Raw genomic sequence first — 17709 nt, forward strand, 5'->3', positions numbered from 1 at the left:
GATCAGCTAAACAAAAGCTTGTTTTAAATCAACTTATGCGCAGCAATCACCTACTTGTTGCGGTAGCAGCCCTTACCATTGCAGGCTGTACCGCAACAAAGAAGAACGACACCAGAGAATCCGCAGTTGCCACACTCGGCACCCAACCTATATCCACTTCTGAATTCCGCTATGTTTATGAAAAGAACAACAGCGGAAACGAGGATGCCTATACCAGCCAAAGTATAAATGATTACCTGAACCTTTATACTAACTTTAAGCTAAAGGTAATGGAGGCCGAGAGCCGGGGCTTGGATACCACTACGGCCTTTAAGCGCGAACTGGAAGGATACAAAGAGCAGCTGGCACAGCCTTACTTAACCGAAAAAAGCGTAACAGACCAACTGGTGCGTGAGGCATATGAGCGCATGAAGCAGGAAGTAAATGCTTCGCATATACTCATCTCGCTGCAACCTGATGCTGCTCCCCAAGATACACTGGCTGCCTATAACCGTATAATGGAGCTGCGTAAGCGCGCGCAAAACGGAGAAGATTTCGGAAAACTTGCAAAGCAAAATTCACAAGACCCATCTGCTGCCGATAACAGCGGTGAGCTGGGATATTTCACCGCCTTACAAATGGTTTATCCGTTTGAAGATGCAGCTTACAAAACTGCTGCAGGGCAAATCTCGATGCCTGTGCGTACGCGCTTTGGCTATCACCTGCTAAAAGTTAATGATAAAAGAGAAGCTCGCGGCGAGGCCAGGGTAGCACATATAATGGTGCGTTCTACTCCGGGTGCCCCTGCTGCTGACTCTTTGGCTGCCAAACAACGCGTAGATGCTATTTACCGCCGCGTTCAGAAAGGCGAGAACTGGGAAAAACTGGCTACAGAATTCTCTGAGGATGCAAATACCGCTAACAACGGCGGTGAGCTACCTTGGTTCGGAACAGGTCGCATGATTCCTTCTTTTGAGGAAGCTGCATTTGGGCTGCAAAAACCAGGAGAAGTGGCTAAACCAGTGTACACTCCTTATGGCTGGCACATTGTTAAATTGATAGAAAAGCGTGGCCTGCCTCCTTATGAAGAAATGGAACAGTACCTGCGCAACAAGATTGCCAAAGACTCCCGTTCTGAATTAAATAAAACCGCCTTTCAGAAACGCATCAAACAGGAAAACAGCTTCTCAGAAAGTGCCGAGGCTAAAGCTACTGCCATGGCAAAGGCAACAGATGCCTTGCTGCAAGCTAACTGGAGCTACGATCAGAACGATAAAACCCTTAAGCAAACATTGTTTTCCATACAGGGCAAAGCCTATACCATCGGCGATTTTTATGCTTATGTGCAGGAGCAGCAACGCCCACGCACTTCCGGCTCGGCTGAACATGCCCTAAACCTGCTTTACAACAGCTATGTAGATAAAAGCTTGCTAGAGTACGAAAAAGCAAACCTGGGCAACAAGTATGATGACTACAGGATGCTGGTGCAGGAGTACCACGATGGCATTTTGCTTTTCCAGTTGATGGATGAGAAAGTATGGTCTAAAGCCGTGGAAGACTCGGTAGGGTTGCTTTCTTATTTTAATCAGAACCGAGACAAGTATAAATGGGGAGAGCGTGCCGACGCCATTGTAATCAGCGCTGCCAACAAAGACCTATTACAGCAGGTACAGCAGCAAATGGATAAGCGCCGCTACCCTGTAAGCTTTGCGAAGTTAACAGATGTGCTGTTTGAGCAAAATAAGGCTGTTTTAAGCGCTGAAGGAAAAGCTAAGCTAGATGAGCTGGCACAACTACTACAGACAAACGAAGAGCTAACGCTGGACGTGAACGGACACACAGATGCCCGCGAGGCAGCCTCTCTGGCTGAGGCACGTGCTAAGGCAGCAGTTGCTTACCTGCAACAGCAAGGTGTAGCAGCAGCACAGGTTAGCACCAGTGTTCTTGGCACGCGTAAGCAGGCAGGCCCTGATAACACAGAAACTGGTCGCCGCCGTAATCGCCGTGTGTCTTTTACCCTCTATACTTCGGAACTAGGTGCACTTGCAGACAACATGAACAAGAGCAACCCATTGGGTGTGCAAATCACAGAAAAGAAGTTTCAACGTGGTGATAACAAAGCACTGGATGCTGTAAACTGGAAGCCGGGAACCTACACGGCACAGCAGAATGGCAGAGAGTACCTTATCATCATCAAAGATGTGCTAGAACCTGGTTATAAAGAACTTGACGAAGTACGTGGCTTAGCTATCTCGGACTACCAGAACTACCTGGAAGAGCAGTGGGTAAAAGAGTTGCGTCAGAAGTATCCTGTAACAATAAAGCAGGAGGAAGTAAGTAAGCTCGTTAGGCAATAAGTTGGTTCACACCGTTCTTGTTATGCTTTTCGGGTAATTCAGAATAAAGAAGTAATTTTAACGTTGATTTTCAGCGGAAGTATAAAACATCAAATTATCTTGAAAAATATTCATCAATTTGCCAAATCAGCCTTTGCTCTAATTTGCTTTGTTGCATTGTGTATTACGGCATCTGCCCAAGGACCTGTACAAAGCAAGGTAGACGGTATCATTGCTAAAGTAAACAGCAACGTAGTGCTTCGCTCTGATTTAGAGTTTGGTTACCTTCAGTACCTTGCCCAGTCAAAGCAACAGCCAAACGAAGACCTTAAATGCCAGATTTTCACGTCACTTTTACAAGATAAGCTCCTGCTTGCTCGTGCGCAGGTAGACTCTGTAACAGTTGAAGACGGCATGGTAAACAGCGAACTGAACCAGCGTATAGATTACCTGGCCAGCCAGGTAGGTGGTACCGATCGACTGGAGCAGTATTACAACAAAAGCTTAAAGCAGTTGCGCGACGAACTGCGCAAAACTGTGCGAGAGCAAATGGTGATGGAGAAAATGCAGCGTGAGATCACAAGCAAAGTAACTGTTACACCTAAAGAAATTAAGAAATATTTTAATGCTATCCCCAAAGACAGCCTCCCTTACTTCTCTACAGAAGTAGAAATCGGCCAGATAGTATCTTACGCTGAAATTGGGCGTGAGCAGAAACAGGAGGCACGCCAGAAACTGGAAGACTTACGCAAGCGTATACTTGCCGGTGAAGATTTTGCAACTTTGGCTAAGCAGTTTTCTCAGGATCCGGGTTCTGCCCAGGCAGGTGGAGAACTTGGCTTCTTCAAGAAAAAAGAGCTGGTGCCAGAGTATGAGGCAGCAGCCTTGCGCCTGGAGCCAGGTGGCATGTCCAATGTAATTGAGTCGCAGTTCGGTTTCCACCTGATTCAGCTGATTGAGCGCCGGGGACAGGAATTTAATACGCGTCACATTCTTATTAAGCCCGCAACAGCCACAGTAGATATTGCCGCTGCTGCCGAGAAGCTAGTAAATGTACGTTCGATGATCATGAGTGACAGCTTAACATTTGCCAAAGCTGCCAAAGAATATTCTGACGACAAGAATACAAAGGATAACGGTGGTATGATTACCAGCCGCGCCACAGGATCTACTTATACGCCCATGGATCAGGTAGATCCAGCCATTTTCTTTGTAATTGACACCATGCAGGTAGGTGAAATATCAAAGCCAATTCCGTTTACAACACCCGATGGCCAGGAAGCAATGCGCATCATCTACCTGAAGTCTAAATCAAAGCCACACCTGGCCAACCTTAATGATGACTATCAGAAGATAGCCAATGCAGCCCTGGCGCAGAAGCGTAGCAAAGCCGTAAACGAATGGTTCAGAAAGAATATTGATACCGTATACATCGACATCGATCCGGAGTACGAACACTGTGGAGGACTCCAACTAACGCAATAACTAAACATGACGCAGTTCACCTCTGACAAAGAAGCAGCCGACGCGCTACACCGTACTTACCAGGAGCTTACTTCTGAAATTTCCCGGGTTATTGTAGGGCAGGATGACGTAGTAAGATTAGTACTCACAGCTGTTTTTTGTCAGGGGCACTGCCTTTTGGTTGGTGTTCCGGGCCTGGCCAAAACACTACTTATACAAACCATTGCTTCTACACTCGACATGAGTTTTAACCGGGTGCAGTTTACACCGGATCTCATGCCATCAGACATTGTTGGTGCCGAAACACTGGACAATGACCGCAACTTTAAATTTGTAAAAGGCGCCATCTTTGCCAACATTGTTCTGGCTGACGAAATAAACCGCACGCCACCTAAAACACAGGCCGCTTTACTCGAAGCTATGCAGGAGCATGCTGTTACAGTAGCCGGCCACAGGTATACCCTGCCAAAGCCTTTCTTTGTGCTCGCCACGCAAAACCCAATTGAGCAGGAAGGAACCTACCCCCTGCCAGAAGCCCAGCTAGACCGTTTTATGTTCAACATCACGTTGGGCTACCCTAGCTACGAGTCTGAACTTCAGATTGTGAAAAACACAACAGGCGTTGTGCTCAACGAGCTTCAGAAAATACTTCATGCCGATGACATACTTGCTTTTCAGCAGTTGGTCCGCCGTGTGCCTGTGGTAGATAATGTGGTAGAGTATGCGGTGCAGTTAGTACACAAAACACGCCCCAACATGCCTATGGCTTCTCCGCAGGCTAATCAGTTCCTGGAATGGGGTGCTGGCCCAAGGGCATCACAGCACCTGATAGTCGGTGCTAAATGCAATGCGATTTTGAACGGCAAGTATAGCCCGGATATAGAGGACGTACAGGCTGTTGCTTTGCCTATCCTGCGCCACCGCATCGTACGTAATTTTAAAGCTGAAGCCGAGGGCATTACAGTAGAGCAACTTATCCAAGAGATGCTATAGGTAATTTTGAATAACTGATTTGTGAATGCGTGCAGATTTATACTTCAACATTGCTTAATTATTCAGTTATTCAGAAGTCACTCATTCAAAATTGACATAAATTGGATGTAAGTCAAATTGGTGTAATTTTGCAGTCATACAATTTTCTCACATTACCACATAAGATATATGGAGGCGGCTGCACTTTTCTTTCGCTTTAAAGATAACCTGGCAACTGTAGCTGGTGCACTTAACAGTAAACTGGAAGTGCGCTCTATGCCATACAACACTTCTATTCCACTGGAGTTAAACCTATTGGCTGATGTACTGCGCCTGCATGGGCTGGAGTTTAATTCTGCTACACCCGGTGCTGCACGCCTGTTTGATTTCCAGCAGTGGTATGCCCAACACGAAGAGCAAGTAAACCAGGTAATGCAGCGCGTGCTGGAAGATAAAAGAGCTTACATGAAGACCGCAACGGGCACTGTACTGCAGAAAGAGATGCTGTACCGCCGCCTGGAGTATTTCAAAGAGGCAGCTCATACGTTGGATGTAATGATGATCCAGCAAAACCTGCACAGCCCGAAGCATTTTAGCTATCCGTTCCTAAACGCATAGTATAGCCATAACAAAAACAGCAAAGCCGCTGCCTTTTCTCAAGGTCAGCGGCTTTGCTGTTTATACGTGTTCCTTTAAACTTCGCAACGTGCGCAGCTCCTGTGAGCGTTTTGCCCGCTACGAAGCAATTTAAATCTAATGTCATCTCGATGTTAAGAGAGATCTCTTCATAATATTAAGTATAGATCTCTCCTATCGCCGAGATGACAGAAGGGCTGGAGCTGATCGATAATCTAACTGCCTACGCCTACCAGGCTTTACTTCCGTATCGACGTGTGGCTGTCTTTAGAGTGCTCTAGGTTCAGATCGTCTTTCGGTTGCTGCTTCATACTATCGGCTGCCTGGTCACCGGCAGGGCCTTTGGCTATGAGCGTACCACCGTCAACAGGCCATATGGCTCCGGTTACGTAAGAAGCTTCGTATGATGCCAGGAACAGGTATACATTGGCTACCTCCTCTGGTGTACCTCTTCGGCCCATCAACGTTCCTTGCGTTACCATTTTCTCCATTTGCTTATCCATTGGGCCCGTCTCTTTGTGCGTCCAGCCCGTATCAATAGGCCCTGGGGCAACAATATTACAACGCACCCCGTTCTGCGCCTGCTCTGCTGCCAGTCCTTTGGTGAAGGCATGGTTAAAGCCCTTAGTGCCACCGTAAGGAGCATTCTGGGCGATACCCAACACTCCAGACTCTGAGCCCGCTGTTACAATGTTGCCCTTCGTTTTCTGCAATTCGGGCAATGCTGCGCGGCTCATGGCAAAGGTTGTCTTAATATTGTTCTTCAATAGGTAGTCAAACGCTTCTTCTGTAAAATCCGGCAGCATGTTAGTTTCCGGAAACGTGCCTGCATTGTTGATCAGGATATCCAGCTTGCCATATTGCTTTACCGCCAGTTCTACACAAGTTTGCGCTATCGCCAACGAGGAAAGGTCTCCTTTGAACGGAGTGGCAGTGCCTCCCTCCTCCTGTATACCTTTCACCACATCTTCTACCGGATCTTCTGGCAAACCAGCCACTATTACCTTTGCTCCCTCTTTAGCGAACTTCTTACTAATGGCTTCGCCTATACCTGCTCCACCGCCTGTTACAATCGCTACTTTTCCTTCAAGTCTGTTTCCCATTTTGTTTTCGTAGTTAAGTCCTTCGTTTATATTTTTACTCACTTTTATGAAACGGCAATCATTACAAAGCAGTTTTGGAAAACCGCACACCTGAACAAGTAGCTGCACGTTTTCGGGTGGTTAACGTATGCTAAAATTTAGGCGCCCCATTTTCACCCACAAACTTTAATCATATGAGCTTTCTCTACAACACACTACCCGAGGCTCTCGAGGAGCAGATAAAAACACTTAACCTAACACTACGCCCCTATCAGGAAGGTGATGAGAACGACTTTATGCGCCTGCTGCAGGAAAACCACTTATATCTTGCTCCTGCCTTTTCAAAAAGGGTTGCCCGGGTAAAAGCGCTCGATGATGCAAGATCTCAGATACGCCAGCTGCGCTCTGACTGGGAAAACCGCAGAACGTTTGACTTTGGTGTATGGCTAAAACAAGACGGCACTTATATCGGAAACATCGCTCTAAAGAATCTGGACAGGTCTGTGCCTAAGGCTGAGGTCGGGTTATACTTTAAAGATTGGCCCACTACGCACCAGCTCGCCCAGGAAGCCTTAGACGAAGTGCTTTCGTTTGCTTTCGATAAGCTTGGCATGAATAAGCTATACCTTAGATGCACCAGCACCAACGTAAGCTATGGAGAACTAGCTCAGGAATGCGGCTTCAGGAAAGAAGGTGTGTTGCGCAGTGATTTTCGTGGTACCGATGCTGAAGAACTACTAGACCTTAGCTATTACGGCCTTACCCGGTCTGATTTTGAGCAGGTTCAACAGCAACAGCAGGAAACGCATTCTGCTGCTGTTATCTGATAAGCAGGTTTGATTTAGACCTTACTACCTCTTTGGCTTGGCAACAAAAAAATCTGTGTTAAAGCTAAGGTAGAAAGCCGATGAGAATTCAAGCTTGGGGTTATTAAAGTCAACCAGCGGCTCCAGACGCAGCGTAAGATTAAGATCTTCGATCAGTTCAATGTCTTTCATGAAGCGTAAAATCAGTATTTCGCGCTCCTTTTCCCGATAGTCCGGATATTTGAATGCGGTTGAAGCAGATTGATATAGCTGCCCTCCCAGTTCGGTTATGTAGCCATTGCCACGCCAGTAGCTTAGCATCACATCCTGATATTTTGTATATATACCTACATTCAAGTATAACCCATATCCTTGCTTATATGGCAATTGATACTCGTTAGAGAAGTCTTTGAAGCCTACAATGTAGTTCTTGGTGTACAGGCTGTGTAGTACCTTTCGCTCATACTTTTTCTCAAGCTCTAGGCCTATAGCTGCATTAGCTACTGTAGTTAAGGGCAAGTCTGACGCATCAATCTGGCCGCCTTTATGCTGCGCTGTAAACTGCACCGGTAACCACAGATATAAGCTGTCAGCCAGATTACCTCGCCCTTCCTGCGCTAGTAAAAGAATGTTTAACGCTGCCCCTCCGTTAATCAGCTCCTGCTCATTATCTCCTTCATAAATCATATTTGCCCAGTCTATCCAGGAGTCAAGGCGCACGCGCTGCGTATTCAGTTTATACTGTATCCCGTTTTCCAGCCGGTGGGTAATCAGGCGCTCGAAATCGTAGAGCGGTTCAATGTAGCCATGATTCAGGTTGCCTTCTAGTGTACCAAATAATAATGCCCACTTCTCGCGCTGCAATTTTATCGTAAAAGTAGGCGCAATATTTTGATAGCCTGAAGCCCCGAAGTCTTTCCAGAGAAGTACCCCTGTCTCAATTTTTATATTTTCTGTAGGCTGATAAGACAGGCTAGGGTTAAGCTGATAGCCAAAAAGCGTATAACCATCAGCTATCTTATTAAAGTACTCGTTGTTCTTCAGGAATCCGAGAGCCCTAATATTTATCCTAATTTCATTAGCATTATCCTTAAGCACAGGTACTTGCTGCCTTAAGGCACTGTTATTTAACTGAGCCTCAGCAAAAGGACTTATAGTCAGCAAACTTAACAGAAAAAAAACAGTGAAAAAACGCATAAATATAGAAACAGATGGCACAAAAAGCTGCTAAAGTGTGTTAAGATCAGAAGGCACTAATACAGCTAAAATATTTAGCAAATTACTTGCTGACAATTTTGTAGATTGGTGTCAAATTTGTAATTTCACCTTCAATATAAAGCTAATTAACAAAACACACATGAGCGTAAGCAACGAAAAACTGAAGGCCCTACAGCTGACCATGGATAAGCTCGACAAAACTTACGGCAAAGGTACCGTAATGAAATTGAGCGACAATAAGGTAGAGGACATTCCTGCTATCTCTACTGGTTCGTTAGGTCTTGATATCGCTTTGGGCATCGGCGGTTTGCCACGTGGTCGTGTCGTAGAAATCTATGGCCCTGAGTCATCAGGTAAAACCACGCTTACCTTGCACTGCATCGCCGAAGCCCAGAAGAAAGGCGGCTTGGCAGCTTTTATTGATGCAGAGCACGCATTTGATAGAGCATATGCCCAAAAACTTGGCATTGATACAGAAAACTTATTGATATCTCAGCCAGACAACGGTGAGCAAGCGCTTGAAATCGCTGATCACCTGATTCGCTCTGGTGCTATAGACATTATTGTGATTGACTCTGTTGCCGCCCTGGTGCCTAAAGGCGAACTGGAAGGCGACATGGGTGACAGTAAGATGGGTTTGCAGGCACGTTTGATGTCTCAGGCGCTGCGTAAGCTGACTGGCACGATCAACAAAACCGGATGTACTTGTATCTTCATTAACCAGTTGCGTGAGAAGATCGGTGTTATGTTTGGTAACCCAGAAACAACAACTGGTGGTAACGCCCTGAAATTCTATGCATCTGTTCGTCTTGATATCCGCCGTATTGGCCAGATCAAAGAGAGCGCAGACAACATTACCGGTAACCGCACACGTGTTAAGGTAGTGAAGAATAAAGTAGCACCTCCATTTAAAGTAGTTGAGTTCGACATCATGTATGGCGAAGGTATTTCTAAAGTTGGTGAGATACTTGACCTGGGCGTAGAGCTGGGTATTGTGAACAAATCCGGTTCATGGTTCTCTTACAACGGCGACAAATTAGGTCAGGGCCGTGACGGTGTGAAGCAGATACTGCTGGATAACCCGGAACTGAGCGAAGAAATAGAGGGCAAGATCAGAGCTATTGTAAAAGGTGAGCCAGAGAAAGTAGCTGCTGCACTAGATGATGCCGCTGCCGCTACTGCCGCCGCAGAATGAACTTTGTTTCCCAACCTGAAGTAAAAGAAAAAGGTGCTGCCATGTGTAGCACCTTTTTTTATTGTGAATGAATTGATTACCTCTTTTAGATTGTTTAATTTAAAGCTTGAGAAACAGTTGGTATAAAACTTGATTAGACAAAGGTAACAAGACGCTGAACCTTAAATAGAGGCTATTATGAAAAAGTTTTTCCCTGTACTCCTCATACTTACACTGGTAATCTTTGGCTTTGCAACCAAAGACCGGATGCGACAGGTGCCGAACGATAGCTTTGGTACCGGAGAGGTATTAAAGTATAAAGTACACTATGGCCCAATAACAGCTGCCGAAGCCGTTATTGATGTTTCGCCTACCATACACCTTATAAACGACAGGCCATGCTACAAAGCAACGGTTTATGGATCCACTAACAGCTTTTTTGACCTCACAATCAGGGTACGTGATACCTGGCAATCTTATATAGACACAGCTGCCATAGTACCGCAGCGCTCTTTCCGTAATATTGAGGAAGGCAAATACCGCAAGCGCGAAACAGTGGATTTTGACCATTACAGGAATAAGGCCTACATGGAAAAAAAGAAGCGCTCTAAAGATGTTGAGAAAAAAACATTTAAGGTTGCTGATAACGTGCAGGATATAGTGAGTGGCTTTTACTACCTCCGCACACTGGATTATGATAAAATGCGTGTTGGCGACAAGACTACAGTAAAAGGCTTCTTTGATGAAGAAAACTTTAACATGGAAGTAGAGTACAGAGGCCGCGAAACAGTATCGACTAAAGCCGGGGATATTAAAGCTATAAAACTGGTACCTCGCATGCCTAAAAACGAGATGTTTAAAGGCGACAATTCCATTACGGTTTACCTGTCTGACGATAAAAACAAAATACCTGTGCTGATACAGGCGGAGATGTTTGTAGGATCGCTAAAAATCAACTTATACGACTACAAAAATCTGAAAAACAAGCTCATGATTGCCCAAAAATAGCAGCAAGCTATCCTAACCAGGAGCTTTGCTTTATGTGCAGCAAAAGCCGCAAATGTTAAGAAAATATTATGATTCAATTATCATAATGCGATTACTAATTCATCAGATATCTTTGTAGTGGAATTTAGGTATTGCAGTAGGATTTAAAGCTGCTGATGCTCGTTTAGTTGAAGTAGCCGAAAGTGCTGCCTGTAGCACCCCTTTACAGACCCTAATCCCTCATAACGTGCAAACCACAACCAACTACAAGATTTTAGTAGTAGATGATGATCCAGATATTGTGGAGCTACTACAATACAACCTCACCCGCGAAGGGTATGATGTTGCCACTGCTGAGAATGGTAAAAAGGCTATCGATGCAGCCATTCTATCAAACCCGGACGTTATTCTGATGGATGTAATGATGCCAGTGATGGATGGCATCGCCGCCTGCCGCCAACTGCGTGAGATGGGTGAATTCAGAAGCACACATATTATCTTTTTAACAGCCCGATCTGAAGAATTTTCTGAAGTAGCCGCCTTCGATGCCGGAGCCGACGACTTTATCACGAAACCCATTAAACCCCGTGCACTCCTAAGCCGCCTGGCTGCTTTTGCCCGCCGCGATGCGCAGGAAGAAGAGCAGGATAAAGTAATTGAGATTGGTGACTTACGCATAGACCGCACCAGCTTTGCCGTTTATAAAGGAGAAGCAAAAATCACGCTTCCTAAAAAAGAATTCGAACTGCTTTCTTTTCTGGCTGCCACACCTAACAAAGTATTTAGCCGCGAGGAGTTGCTAAACAATGTATGGGGTAGCGATGTGTATGTCATTGCCCGTACAGTAGATGTACACATTCGTAAAGTGCGTGAGAAAATCGGAGAAGATAATATTAAAACGATAAAAGGAGTAGGCTATAAGTTCAATACTGACTGATAGCACGTTTAACACATTCATTCAAGCAGCTTGAACCCGCCTTTACAGGTGGACTTCATGCTGCATTATTTTTTTTAGCAGCACCCCTTCGCATGAGCTAATTTATTTATCTTATGCTCTCATACTTGTGTTACCCACATGAACCTTACGTCACGCTCACTTGCCCTTTTGATATCTTTAGCGGTAGCCTTTGTGCTGACAGCTTTTCTTGCCCTAGCTAGCTATTTTTCCTCACAGGGGCTGGTTGTGGCACTGGTATTTGTCTTTATCAGCTGCTTTCTGCTGATCTACTTTTCGTATGAGGCACTGGTGTTTCGGGAGGTAAAAAACGTTTACTCAAGCCTTGAAAAAATAAAGCGCCAGGACTTTAAGAAGGTCGAAAGCAAATCCACCTTCTCAGCTGACCCCCTCAGGAAAATCAAGGAAGATATTTACCTGATTGCAGAGCGAAAGCAACAGGAAATAGATGAACTGAAGCGCCTGCAGGTGATGCGCCGCGAATTCCTGGCAGATGTATCACACGAACTAAAAACACCTATCTTCGCTGCCCAGGGCTTTATCCATACCCTACTTGACGGAGCCATGGATGATCCAAACGTGCGCGATAAATTTCTGCAGAAAGCCGCTAAAAGCCTGGATGGTCTTGATATACTTGTGCAGGATTTAATCAGTATTTCGCAATTCGAAAAAGGGGTGGTAAAGATGGAAAAGCGAAACTTTGATGCAGCGCAACTGGTACGTGAAGTGGCTGAGCAACTGGAACAGAAAGCTGCCCTTCACGAGATAACGCTTCACGTAGAGGCTGACTCTAATCAAAAGACGATGCTGTACGCTGACCCAAACCGTATCCGGCAAGTCTTCATCAACCTGATTGATAACGCCATTAAATATGGGCGTAAAGGCGGCAATATCTGGGTCACTCTTGACGAAGGCAAAAAGAAGTATACCATCACCGTAAAAGACGACGGCAAAGGAATTGCGCAAGAGCATATCAACCGTATTTTTGAGCGCTTTTACCGGATTGATAAAAGCCGTGCCCGCGACACTTCCAGTACAGGTCTGGGCCTCGCCATCTGTAAGCATATTGTGGAAGCACACCGCTCTTTTATTGCTGTAAAAAGTGAGATAGATAAAGGCACTACCCTCCGCTTTAAGCTACAAAAAGCAAAGTAGCGGTTTGTTGCAGATGCTACAACGAAAGGTATCAGGCCTTCGAACCTAGGTCTTGCTGGCACTGCCGAAAGCACAGGGGAACAAACGCATAACAAAAATGCGTATCTTTGCAGCATCCGCAGCTCTACGTATGGCTGCGCCAGAACAAAGTATAGCAACACATGAAATACCCGGTTTTTGAAGAGCTGATTATATTTGAGAATGAGGATTATGTGGTAGTAAACAAGCCGCCCTTTCTGGCCACGCTGGAAGACCGCACACCCAACACCACAAACCTTTTAAAAATTGCCCGCCAGTATAACCCAGACTTGCAGGCTTGCCACCGCCTGGACAAAGACACATCGGGCTGTTTAGCATTTGCTAAAAATGCTGAGGCATACCGCCATCTGTCTATGCAGTTTGAGGCGCGCGAAGTATACAAAGTATACCATGCCGTAGCCTGGGGCACACACAAGTTTGAAGAGCAACTGGTAAGCCGTTCTATATTGGCTAATGCCAAAGGCGTAGCTAAACTTTCGCCACAAGGCAAGCCCGCTGAGACCTACTTTAACACGCTGGAAACCTATAACCGCCACACATTGGTAGAGTGCCTGCCGGTAACAGGTCGCATGCACCAGATACGTGTGCATCTGGCATTTTTAGGCGCACCTATCGTGAGCGATAAATTGTATGGGGGCGATGACTTGTTTCTAAGCAGCCTCAAGCGCAAGTTTAACCTGAAGCAAAACACAGAAGAACAGCCTTTGATCAAAAGGTTTGCATTGCACTCCTTTAACCTGGGCTTTGTGCTGATCAATGGGGAACCTGTAAAGATAGAGGCACCTTATCCGAAAGACTTTGCTGTGCTGGTAAAACAGCTCCGGAATAGCTAATTTACGCAAAGATCTTTATTGACAAAGGCCAAAAGACGCAGTAACAGCTACTCCTTTTGGCCTTTATGCTTTTATGCAGGCTGCTAAACTTTGAGACATGCATTGAAGCAAATATTACTCTTTAAGACTTATACACCTGCAATACAATCTTCCCGATGTTCTTGTTCTGCTCCATATAGCGATGCGCCTCAGCAACATCCTGCCAGTCAAAGACAGAATCAACCACAGGCTTGATAGCTCCATTTTTGAAGTATGGCATAGTAAATTGGCTCATTTCCTGTGTTAGCTGCACCTGGTACTCTCGTGTACGGGAACGTAGTGTTGAACCCATTACATGTAGCCGCTTTGCCAATATCTTTCTTAAGTCAAGCTCTTCTACTTTTCCACCTCCCAGGCTAGCCAGTATCACCATACGGCCGTCCATGCGCAGGCATTCTATGTTCTGCTTAAAGTATGGCCCGGCTATAAAATCAATTATCACATCCACACCTTCGCTATTGGTGTAGGCTAACACCTCATCTTCAAAGTCATTGGCTTTATAGTCGATAGCTTTATGAGCACCTAAATCAAGGCAAGCCTGTAGTTTTTGTGCTGATGCCGTTACCAGCACCTCCGCATTTATGGCACGAGCCAACTGGATGGCTGCCGTACCCACACCACTTGCTCCGGCGTGTATTAGTACCCGCTCCTGTGTTTGCAGTTTTCCGAGCCATACCAGCGCCTGAAAAGCCGTCAGAAACACCTCTGGTATAGCTGCAGCCTCTTCCATACTTAAATTATCAGGCACAGGCATAGCCATGGCTTCGTCTATCACGGCGTACTCAGCATAGCCGCCACCAGGCAGCAACCCGAATACTTTATCCCCTTTCTTGAAACGTATGCAGTTTGAACCGGCCTCTACCACCTCACCGGCAATCTCGAGGCCCAGCAGCGGACTGGCTCCATTAGGTGGCGGATATTTACCCTGTCGCTGCAATGTATCGGCACGATTTAGAGCGGTGGCGTAAACCTTTACCAGCAGTTCGTCAGGCAGTGGCGAAGGTTGCTCATAGTCACCAAGTATAAGCTGTTCCGGGCCGCCCGGTTGTTTTACAAGTATGGCTTTCATAAGTATAGATTTGATAAAAAAGAAGTATACGTAGCTTTGCATTAACTACATTGCAATTTAGCGGTTACAGAAAGTATCATACAAAACAGCAAGGGCTAGCCTTATCAGCAAGAGCGCTTTACTCTCTCGCTTTCAGCATTTTATTAAGGATGTGTTGCATATCAAACAAATAGCACCTATCTTTGTGTCCATTTTCAGAGAACCGAAAGTAAAAAGTTAAATAAAATAAATCGCTTACAACCACCAAAATGGATCATTTAAGTTATAAGACCCTTAACGTCAGCAAAAAAACAGCCAATAAAGGCTGGGTGATTGTTGATGCAGGGCAAGGAAGCTTGGGTCGTGTGGCATCAGAGGTTGCCAAGATCCTGAAGGGCAAAAACAAGCCTTCATACACTCCTTTCGCTGACTGCGGTGACAACGTTATTATCATCAATGCTGATGACACGCGTTTCACAGGCCGTAAGTGGGACCAGAAGTACTACCTGACACACACTGGTTACCCAGGTGGTCAAAAAAGAACTTCTCCACGTGAGCTTAAGGCAAAATCATCAACGCTGCTTGTAGAGCGCGCTGTTCGTGGCATGCTGCCTAAAAACAGACTGGGCCGTGAGCTGTTCAGAAATCTTCATGTTTTTGCAGGAAGCGAGCATCCTTTTGCAGCTCAGCAGCCTAAAGAATTAACCCTCAACATCTAATTAATTAATGGAAGTTATCAATACATCTGGTAGAAGAAAAACCTCGGTGGCACGCATCTACATGACGTCCGGGCAAGGGAATATCACTATTAACGGTAGAGATTACAAAGAGTATTTCCCTAGTGAAGTACTCCAGACTATCGTGAATCAGCCGTTTCAAACCTTGGAGTCAATTGGCAAGTACGATGTGAAAGCCAATATCAGAGGTGGTGGTGTAAGCGGCCAGGCTGAAGCACTTAGACTTGCAATCTCTAAAGCACTGGTAGTAGAAAACGCCGAGACTAAATCTGCTCTTAAGAAAGAAGGTTTCATCACTAGAGACCCTCGTATGGTGGAGCGTAAGAAGTTCGGTAAGCGCAAAGCGCGTCGTTCATTCCAGTTCAGTAAACGTTAATATTAAAGGTGTATCAACAACATGGCAAGTACTAATTATAAAGAATTACTTGAGGCAGGTGTTCACTTCGGTCACCTTACCCGCAAGTGGGATCCCAAAATGGCTCCATATATCTTCATGGAGAAGAATGGTATCCACATTATTGACCTGAACAAAACGTTAGTTGCGATTGACGAAGCTACTTCTGCTATCCGTAACATTGCGAAGTCTGGTCGTAAGATCTTGTTTGTAGCTACTAAGAAACAAGCACAGGAAATTGTGGCAGAAGAGGCGCGTCGCCTTAAAATGCCTTACGTTACTGAGCGTTGGTTAGGTGGTATGCTTACAAACTTCGCTACTGTGCGTAAGTCTCTTAAGAAAATGTCTACCATCGATAAAATGATGAAAGACCCAGAGCAGTCTAAAGCATTGGCGAAACGTGAAAAACTTATGCTTTCTCGTGAGCGTGAGAAACTGGATCGTGTATTAGGCGGTATCACCGACCTTTCTCGCCTGCCAGCTGCTCTGTTCGTAGTAGACGTAAAGCGTGAGCACATCGCGGTAAAAGAAGCACACAAGCTTAACTTGCCTGTATTCGCTATCTGCGATACAAACTCAAACCCAGAATTGGTAGATTTCCCTATTCCTGCAAACGATGACGCATCTAAGTCTGTGTCTCTGATCGTTTCTCTGATTGGTAAGGCTATCGAAGATGGTTTATCTGAGCGTAAAGTTGACAAAGAGGAAACTGAGCGTAAGCGTTCTGAAGAAGAAGGCATCAAAGAGAAGCAAGAAGCTGACGAGCAATAAGAAGTAATTTATATTGCTACATAATAAACTGAACATTGGGCACAAAAGCTTCAATGTTCAGTTTGTTTTAGGGGATTTGGGTTGAGACAAAGGATGAATTGACAAAGGATGAAAGACCATGTCGTTACTAACTGTCCTGAACACCAACTCCGACCAACAGAAAATTCTTATTTATTAATTCATAATTCTTAATTATAAAAAGATGGCTATTACAGCACAAGACGTTAACAAACTGCGCCAGGAAACTGGTGCTGGTATGATGGATTGCAAAAAAGCGCTTACTGAAGCTAATGGCGACTTTGAAGCAGCTAAAGATATTCTGCGTAAGCAAGGCCAGAAAATTGCAAGCAAGCGCGCTGATAACGCTACCTCTGAAGGTATCGTGATGACGCAAGTGAGCGAAGACGGCACTAACGGCAAAGTGATTGCATTAGCTTGCGAAACAGAGCCAGTATCTAAAGTTGCTGACTTCCAGACGTTGGCACAAGCGGCTATGCAAGCTGCTGTTTCCTCTAACGCTGCTACTAAAGAAGATTTACTTGCTGTTGCTCAGGCTGACGGTCGCTCACTTCAGGATCACATCACTGACCTGATGGGTAAAATTGGTGAGAAAATCGAAGTAATTTCTTACGAAAATATCACTGCTGAGAAAGTTGTTTCTTACGACCACTCTAATGGTAAATTAGGTGTATTGGTTGCTTTAACAAACACAGGCGGTACTGAAGTAACAGAGGTTGGTAAAGACGTAGCGATGCAAATTGCTGCCATGAAGCCAATCGCTGTTGACAAAGACGGTGTTGACTCTGCTACTGTAGAGCGTGAGATCGAAGTTGGTAAAGAACAAGCTCGTGCTGAAGGTAAGCCAGAGGCTATGCTTGAGAAAATTGCCATGGGTAAACTGAACAAGTTCTACAAAGAAAACACTTTGTTGAACCAGGAATTCGTAAAGGACCCATCTTTAACTATCGCTCAGTTGCTTGATAAAACAAGCAAAGGCATGACAGTTGCTGAATTCAAGCGTGTTGCTATTGGTTAATTCCAATTGAACATATATTAAAAAGCCCACCTTACGGTGGGCTTTTTT

The 17709-nt window shown here is 45.3% G+C and carries 17 protein-coding genes; 14 read left to right on the top strand and 3 right to left on the bottom strand.

Annotated elements, in window-relative coordinates:
* Nucleotides 1-35: 35 nt before the first annotated feature.
* The 4 genes from ACFQ2O_RS04305 to ACFQ2O_RS04320 all read left to right on the top strand — a co-directional run bounded on the left by ACFQ2O_RS04305 (nt 36) and on the right by ACFQ2O_RS04320 (nt 5369).
* Nucleotides 36-2336: a peptidylprolyl isomerase gene (locus ACFQ2O_RS04305; protein WP_377523179.1), complete on the top strand. Its 2301-nt coding sequence runs from the start codon at nt 36-38 to the stop codon at nt 2334-2336.
* Nucleotides 2337-2435: 99 nt separating this feature from the next.
* A complete protein-coding gene (locus ACFQ2O_RS04310; protein WP_377523180.1) occupies nt 2436-3800 on the top strand; it encodes a peptidylprolyl isomerase in 1365 nt (454 codons plus the stop codon).
* Nucleotides 3801-3806: 6 nt separating this feature from the next.
* Nucleotides 3807-4772: an AAA family ATPase gene (locus ACFQ2O_RS04315; protein ID WP_377523181.1), complete on the top strand. Its 966-nt coding sequence runs from the start codon at nt 3807-3809 to the stop codon at nt 4770-4772.
* A gap of 168 nt (nt 4773-4940) precedes the next feature.
* The gene (locus ACFQ2O_RS04320; protein WP_377523182.1) at nt 4941-5369 is read left to right on the top strand and encodes a hypothetical protein; all 429 of its coding nucleotides are present in this window, start codon (nt 4941-4943) and stop codon (nt 5367-5369) included.
* Nucleotides 5370-5626: 257 nt separating this feature from the next.
* On the opposite strand, the gene ACFQ2O_RS04325 is transcribed toward ACFQ2O_RS04320, so the two are convergent.
* Nucleotides 5627-6532, bottom strand: coding sequence for an SDR family NAD(P)-dependent oxidoreductase (locus ACFQ2O_RS04325; RefSeq protein WP_377523183.1), 906 nt, complete (start codon nt 6530-6532; stop codon nt 5627-5629).
* 131 nt (nt 6533-6663) lie between these two features.
* On the opposite strand from ACFQ2O_RS04325, the gene ACFQ2O_RS04330 reads away from it, so the two are divergent.
* Entirely contained in the window at nt 6664-7296 is a 633-nt protein-coding gene (locus tag ACFQ2O_RS04330; protein WP_377523184.1) for a GNAT family N-acetyltransferase, read from the top strand.
* 24 nt (nt 7297-7320) lie between these two features.
* Here the strand turns inward: ACFQ2O_RS04330 and ACFQ2O_RS04335 are convergent, their stop codons facing one another.
* Nucleotides 7321-8373, bottom strand: coding sequence for a hypothetical protein (locus ACFQ2O_RS04335; protein WP_377523185.1), 1053 nt, complete (start codon nt 8371-8373; stop codon nt 7321-7323).
* Nucleotides 8374-8632: 259 nt separating this feature from the next.
* Between ACFQ2O_RS04335 and recA the strand changes: the two genes are divergently transcribed.
* From recA to ACFQ2O_RS04360, 5 genes are all read left to right on the top strand, one after another.
* The gene (recA, locus tag ACFQ2O_RS04340) at nt 8633-9688 is read left to right on the top strand and encodes a recombinase RecA (protein WP_377523186.1); all 1056 of its coding nucleotides are present in this window, start codon (nt 8633-8635) and stop codon (nt 9686-9688) included.
* Nucleotides 9689-9865: 177 nt separating this feature from the next.
* Complete coding sequence (locus ACFQ2O_RS04345; RefSeq protein WP_377523187.1) at nt 9866-10675, top strand: DUF3108 domain-containing protein; 810 nt, start codon at nt 9866-9868, stop codon at nt 10673-10675.
* A gap of 226 nt (nt 10676-10901) precedes the next feature.
* Complete coding sequence (locus tag ACFQ2O_RS04350) at nt 10902-11591, top strand: response regulator transcription factor (protein ID WP_377523188.1); 690 nt, start codon at nt 10902-10904, stop codon at nt 11589-11591.
* Between the two features lie 138 nt (nt 11592-11729).
* Nucleotides 11730-12764 carry a sensor histidine kinase gene (locus tag ACFQ2O_RS04355; protein WP_377523189.1) on the top strand — a complete coding sequence of 345 codons (1035 nt, stop codon included), beginning with the start codon at nt 11730-11732 and terminating at the stop codon, nt 12762-12764.
* A 161-nt stretch (nt 12765-12925) separates the two neighbouring features.
* Nucleotides 12926-13636, top strand: coding sequence for an RluA family pseudouridine synthase (locus tag ACFQ2O_RS04360; RefSeq protein ID WP_377523190.1), 711 nt, complete (start codon nt 12926-12928; stop codon nt 13634-13636).
* Between the two features lie 121 nt (nt 13637-13757).
* Here the strand turns inward: ACFQ2O_RS04360 and ACFQ2O_RS04365 are convergent, their stop codons facing one another.
* Nucleotides 13758-14744 carry an NAD(P)H-quinone oxidoreductase gene (locus tag ACFQ2O_RS04365; RefSeq protein ID WP_377523191.1) on the bottom strand — a complete coding sequence of 329 codons (987 nt, stop codon included), beginning with the start codon at nt 14742-14744 and terminating at the stop codon, nt 13758-13760.
* 248 nt (nt 14745-14992) lie between these two features.
* Here ACFQ2O_RS04365 and rplM point away from each other — a divergent pair, with 248 nt between their 5' ends.
* The 4 genes from rplM (at nt 14993) to tsf (ending at nt 17661) form a co-directional block, all read left to right on the top strand.
* On the top strand, nt 14993-15442 hold the full coding sequence (gene rplM, locus ACFQ2O_RS04370) for a 50S ribosomal protein L13 (RefSeq protein ID WP_377523192.1): 450 nt from the start codon (nt 14993-14995) through the stop codon (nt 15440-15442).
* A gap of 7 nt (nt 15443-15449) precedes the next feature.
* Nucleotides 15450-15836, top strand: coding sequence for a 30S ribosomal protein S9 (rpsI, locus tag ACFQ2O_RS04375; protein WP_377523193.1), 387 nt, complete (start codon nt 15450-15452; stop codon nt 15834-15836).
* A 21-nt stretch (nt 15837-15857) separates the two neighbouring features.
* Nucleotides 15858-16625, top strand: coding sequence for a 30S ribosomal protein S2 (rpsB, locus tag ACFQ2O_RS04380; RefSeq protein ID WP_377523194.1), 768 nt, complete (start codon nt 15858-15860; stop codon nt 16623-16625).
* Between the two features lie 202 nt (nt 16626-16827).
* The gene (gene tsf, locus ACFQ2O_RS04385) at nt 16828-17661 is read left to right on the top strand and encodes a translation elongation factor Ts (RefSeq protein ID WP_377523195.1); all 834 of its coding nucleotides are present in this window, start codon (nt 16828-16830) and stop codon (nt 17659-17661) included.
* Nucleotides 17662-17709 lie beyond the last annotated feature (48 nt).

Source organism: Pontibacter rugosus, assembly GCF_042678745.1.
GTDB lineage: Bacteria > Bacteroidota > Bacteroidia > Cytophagales > Hymenobacteraceae > Pontibacter > Pontibacter rugosus.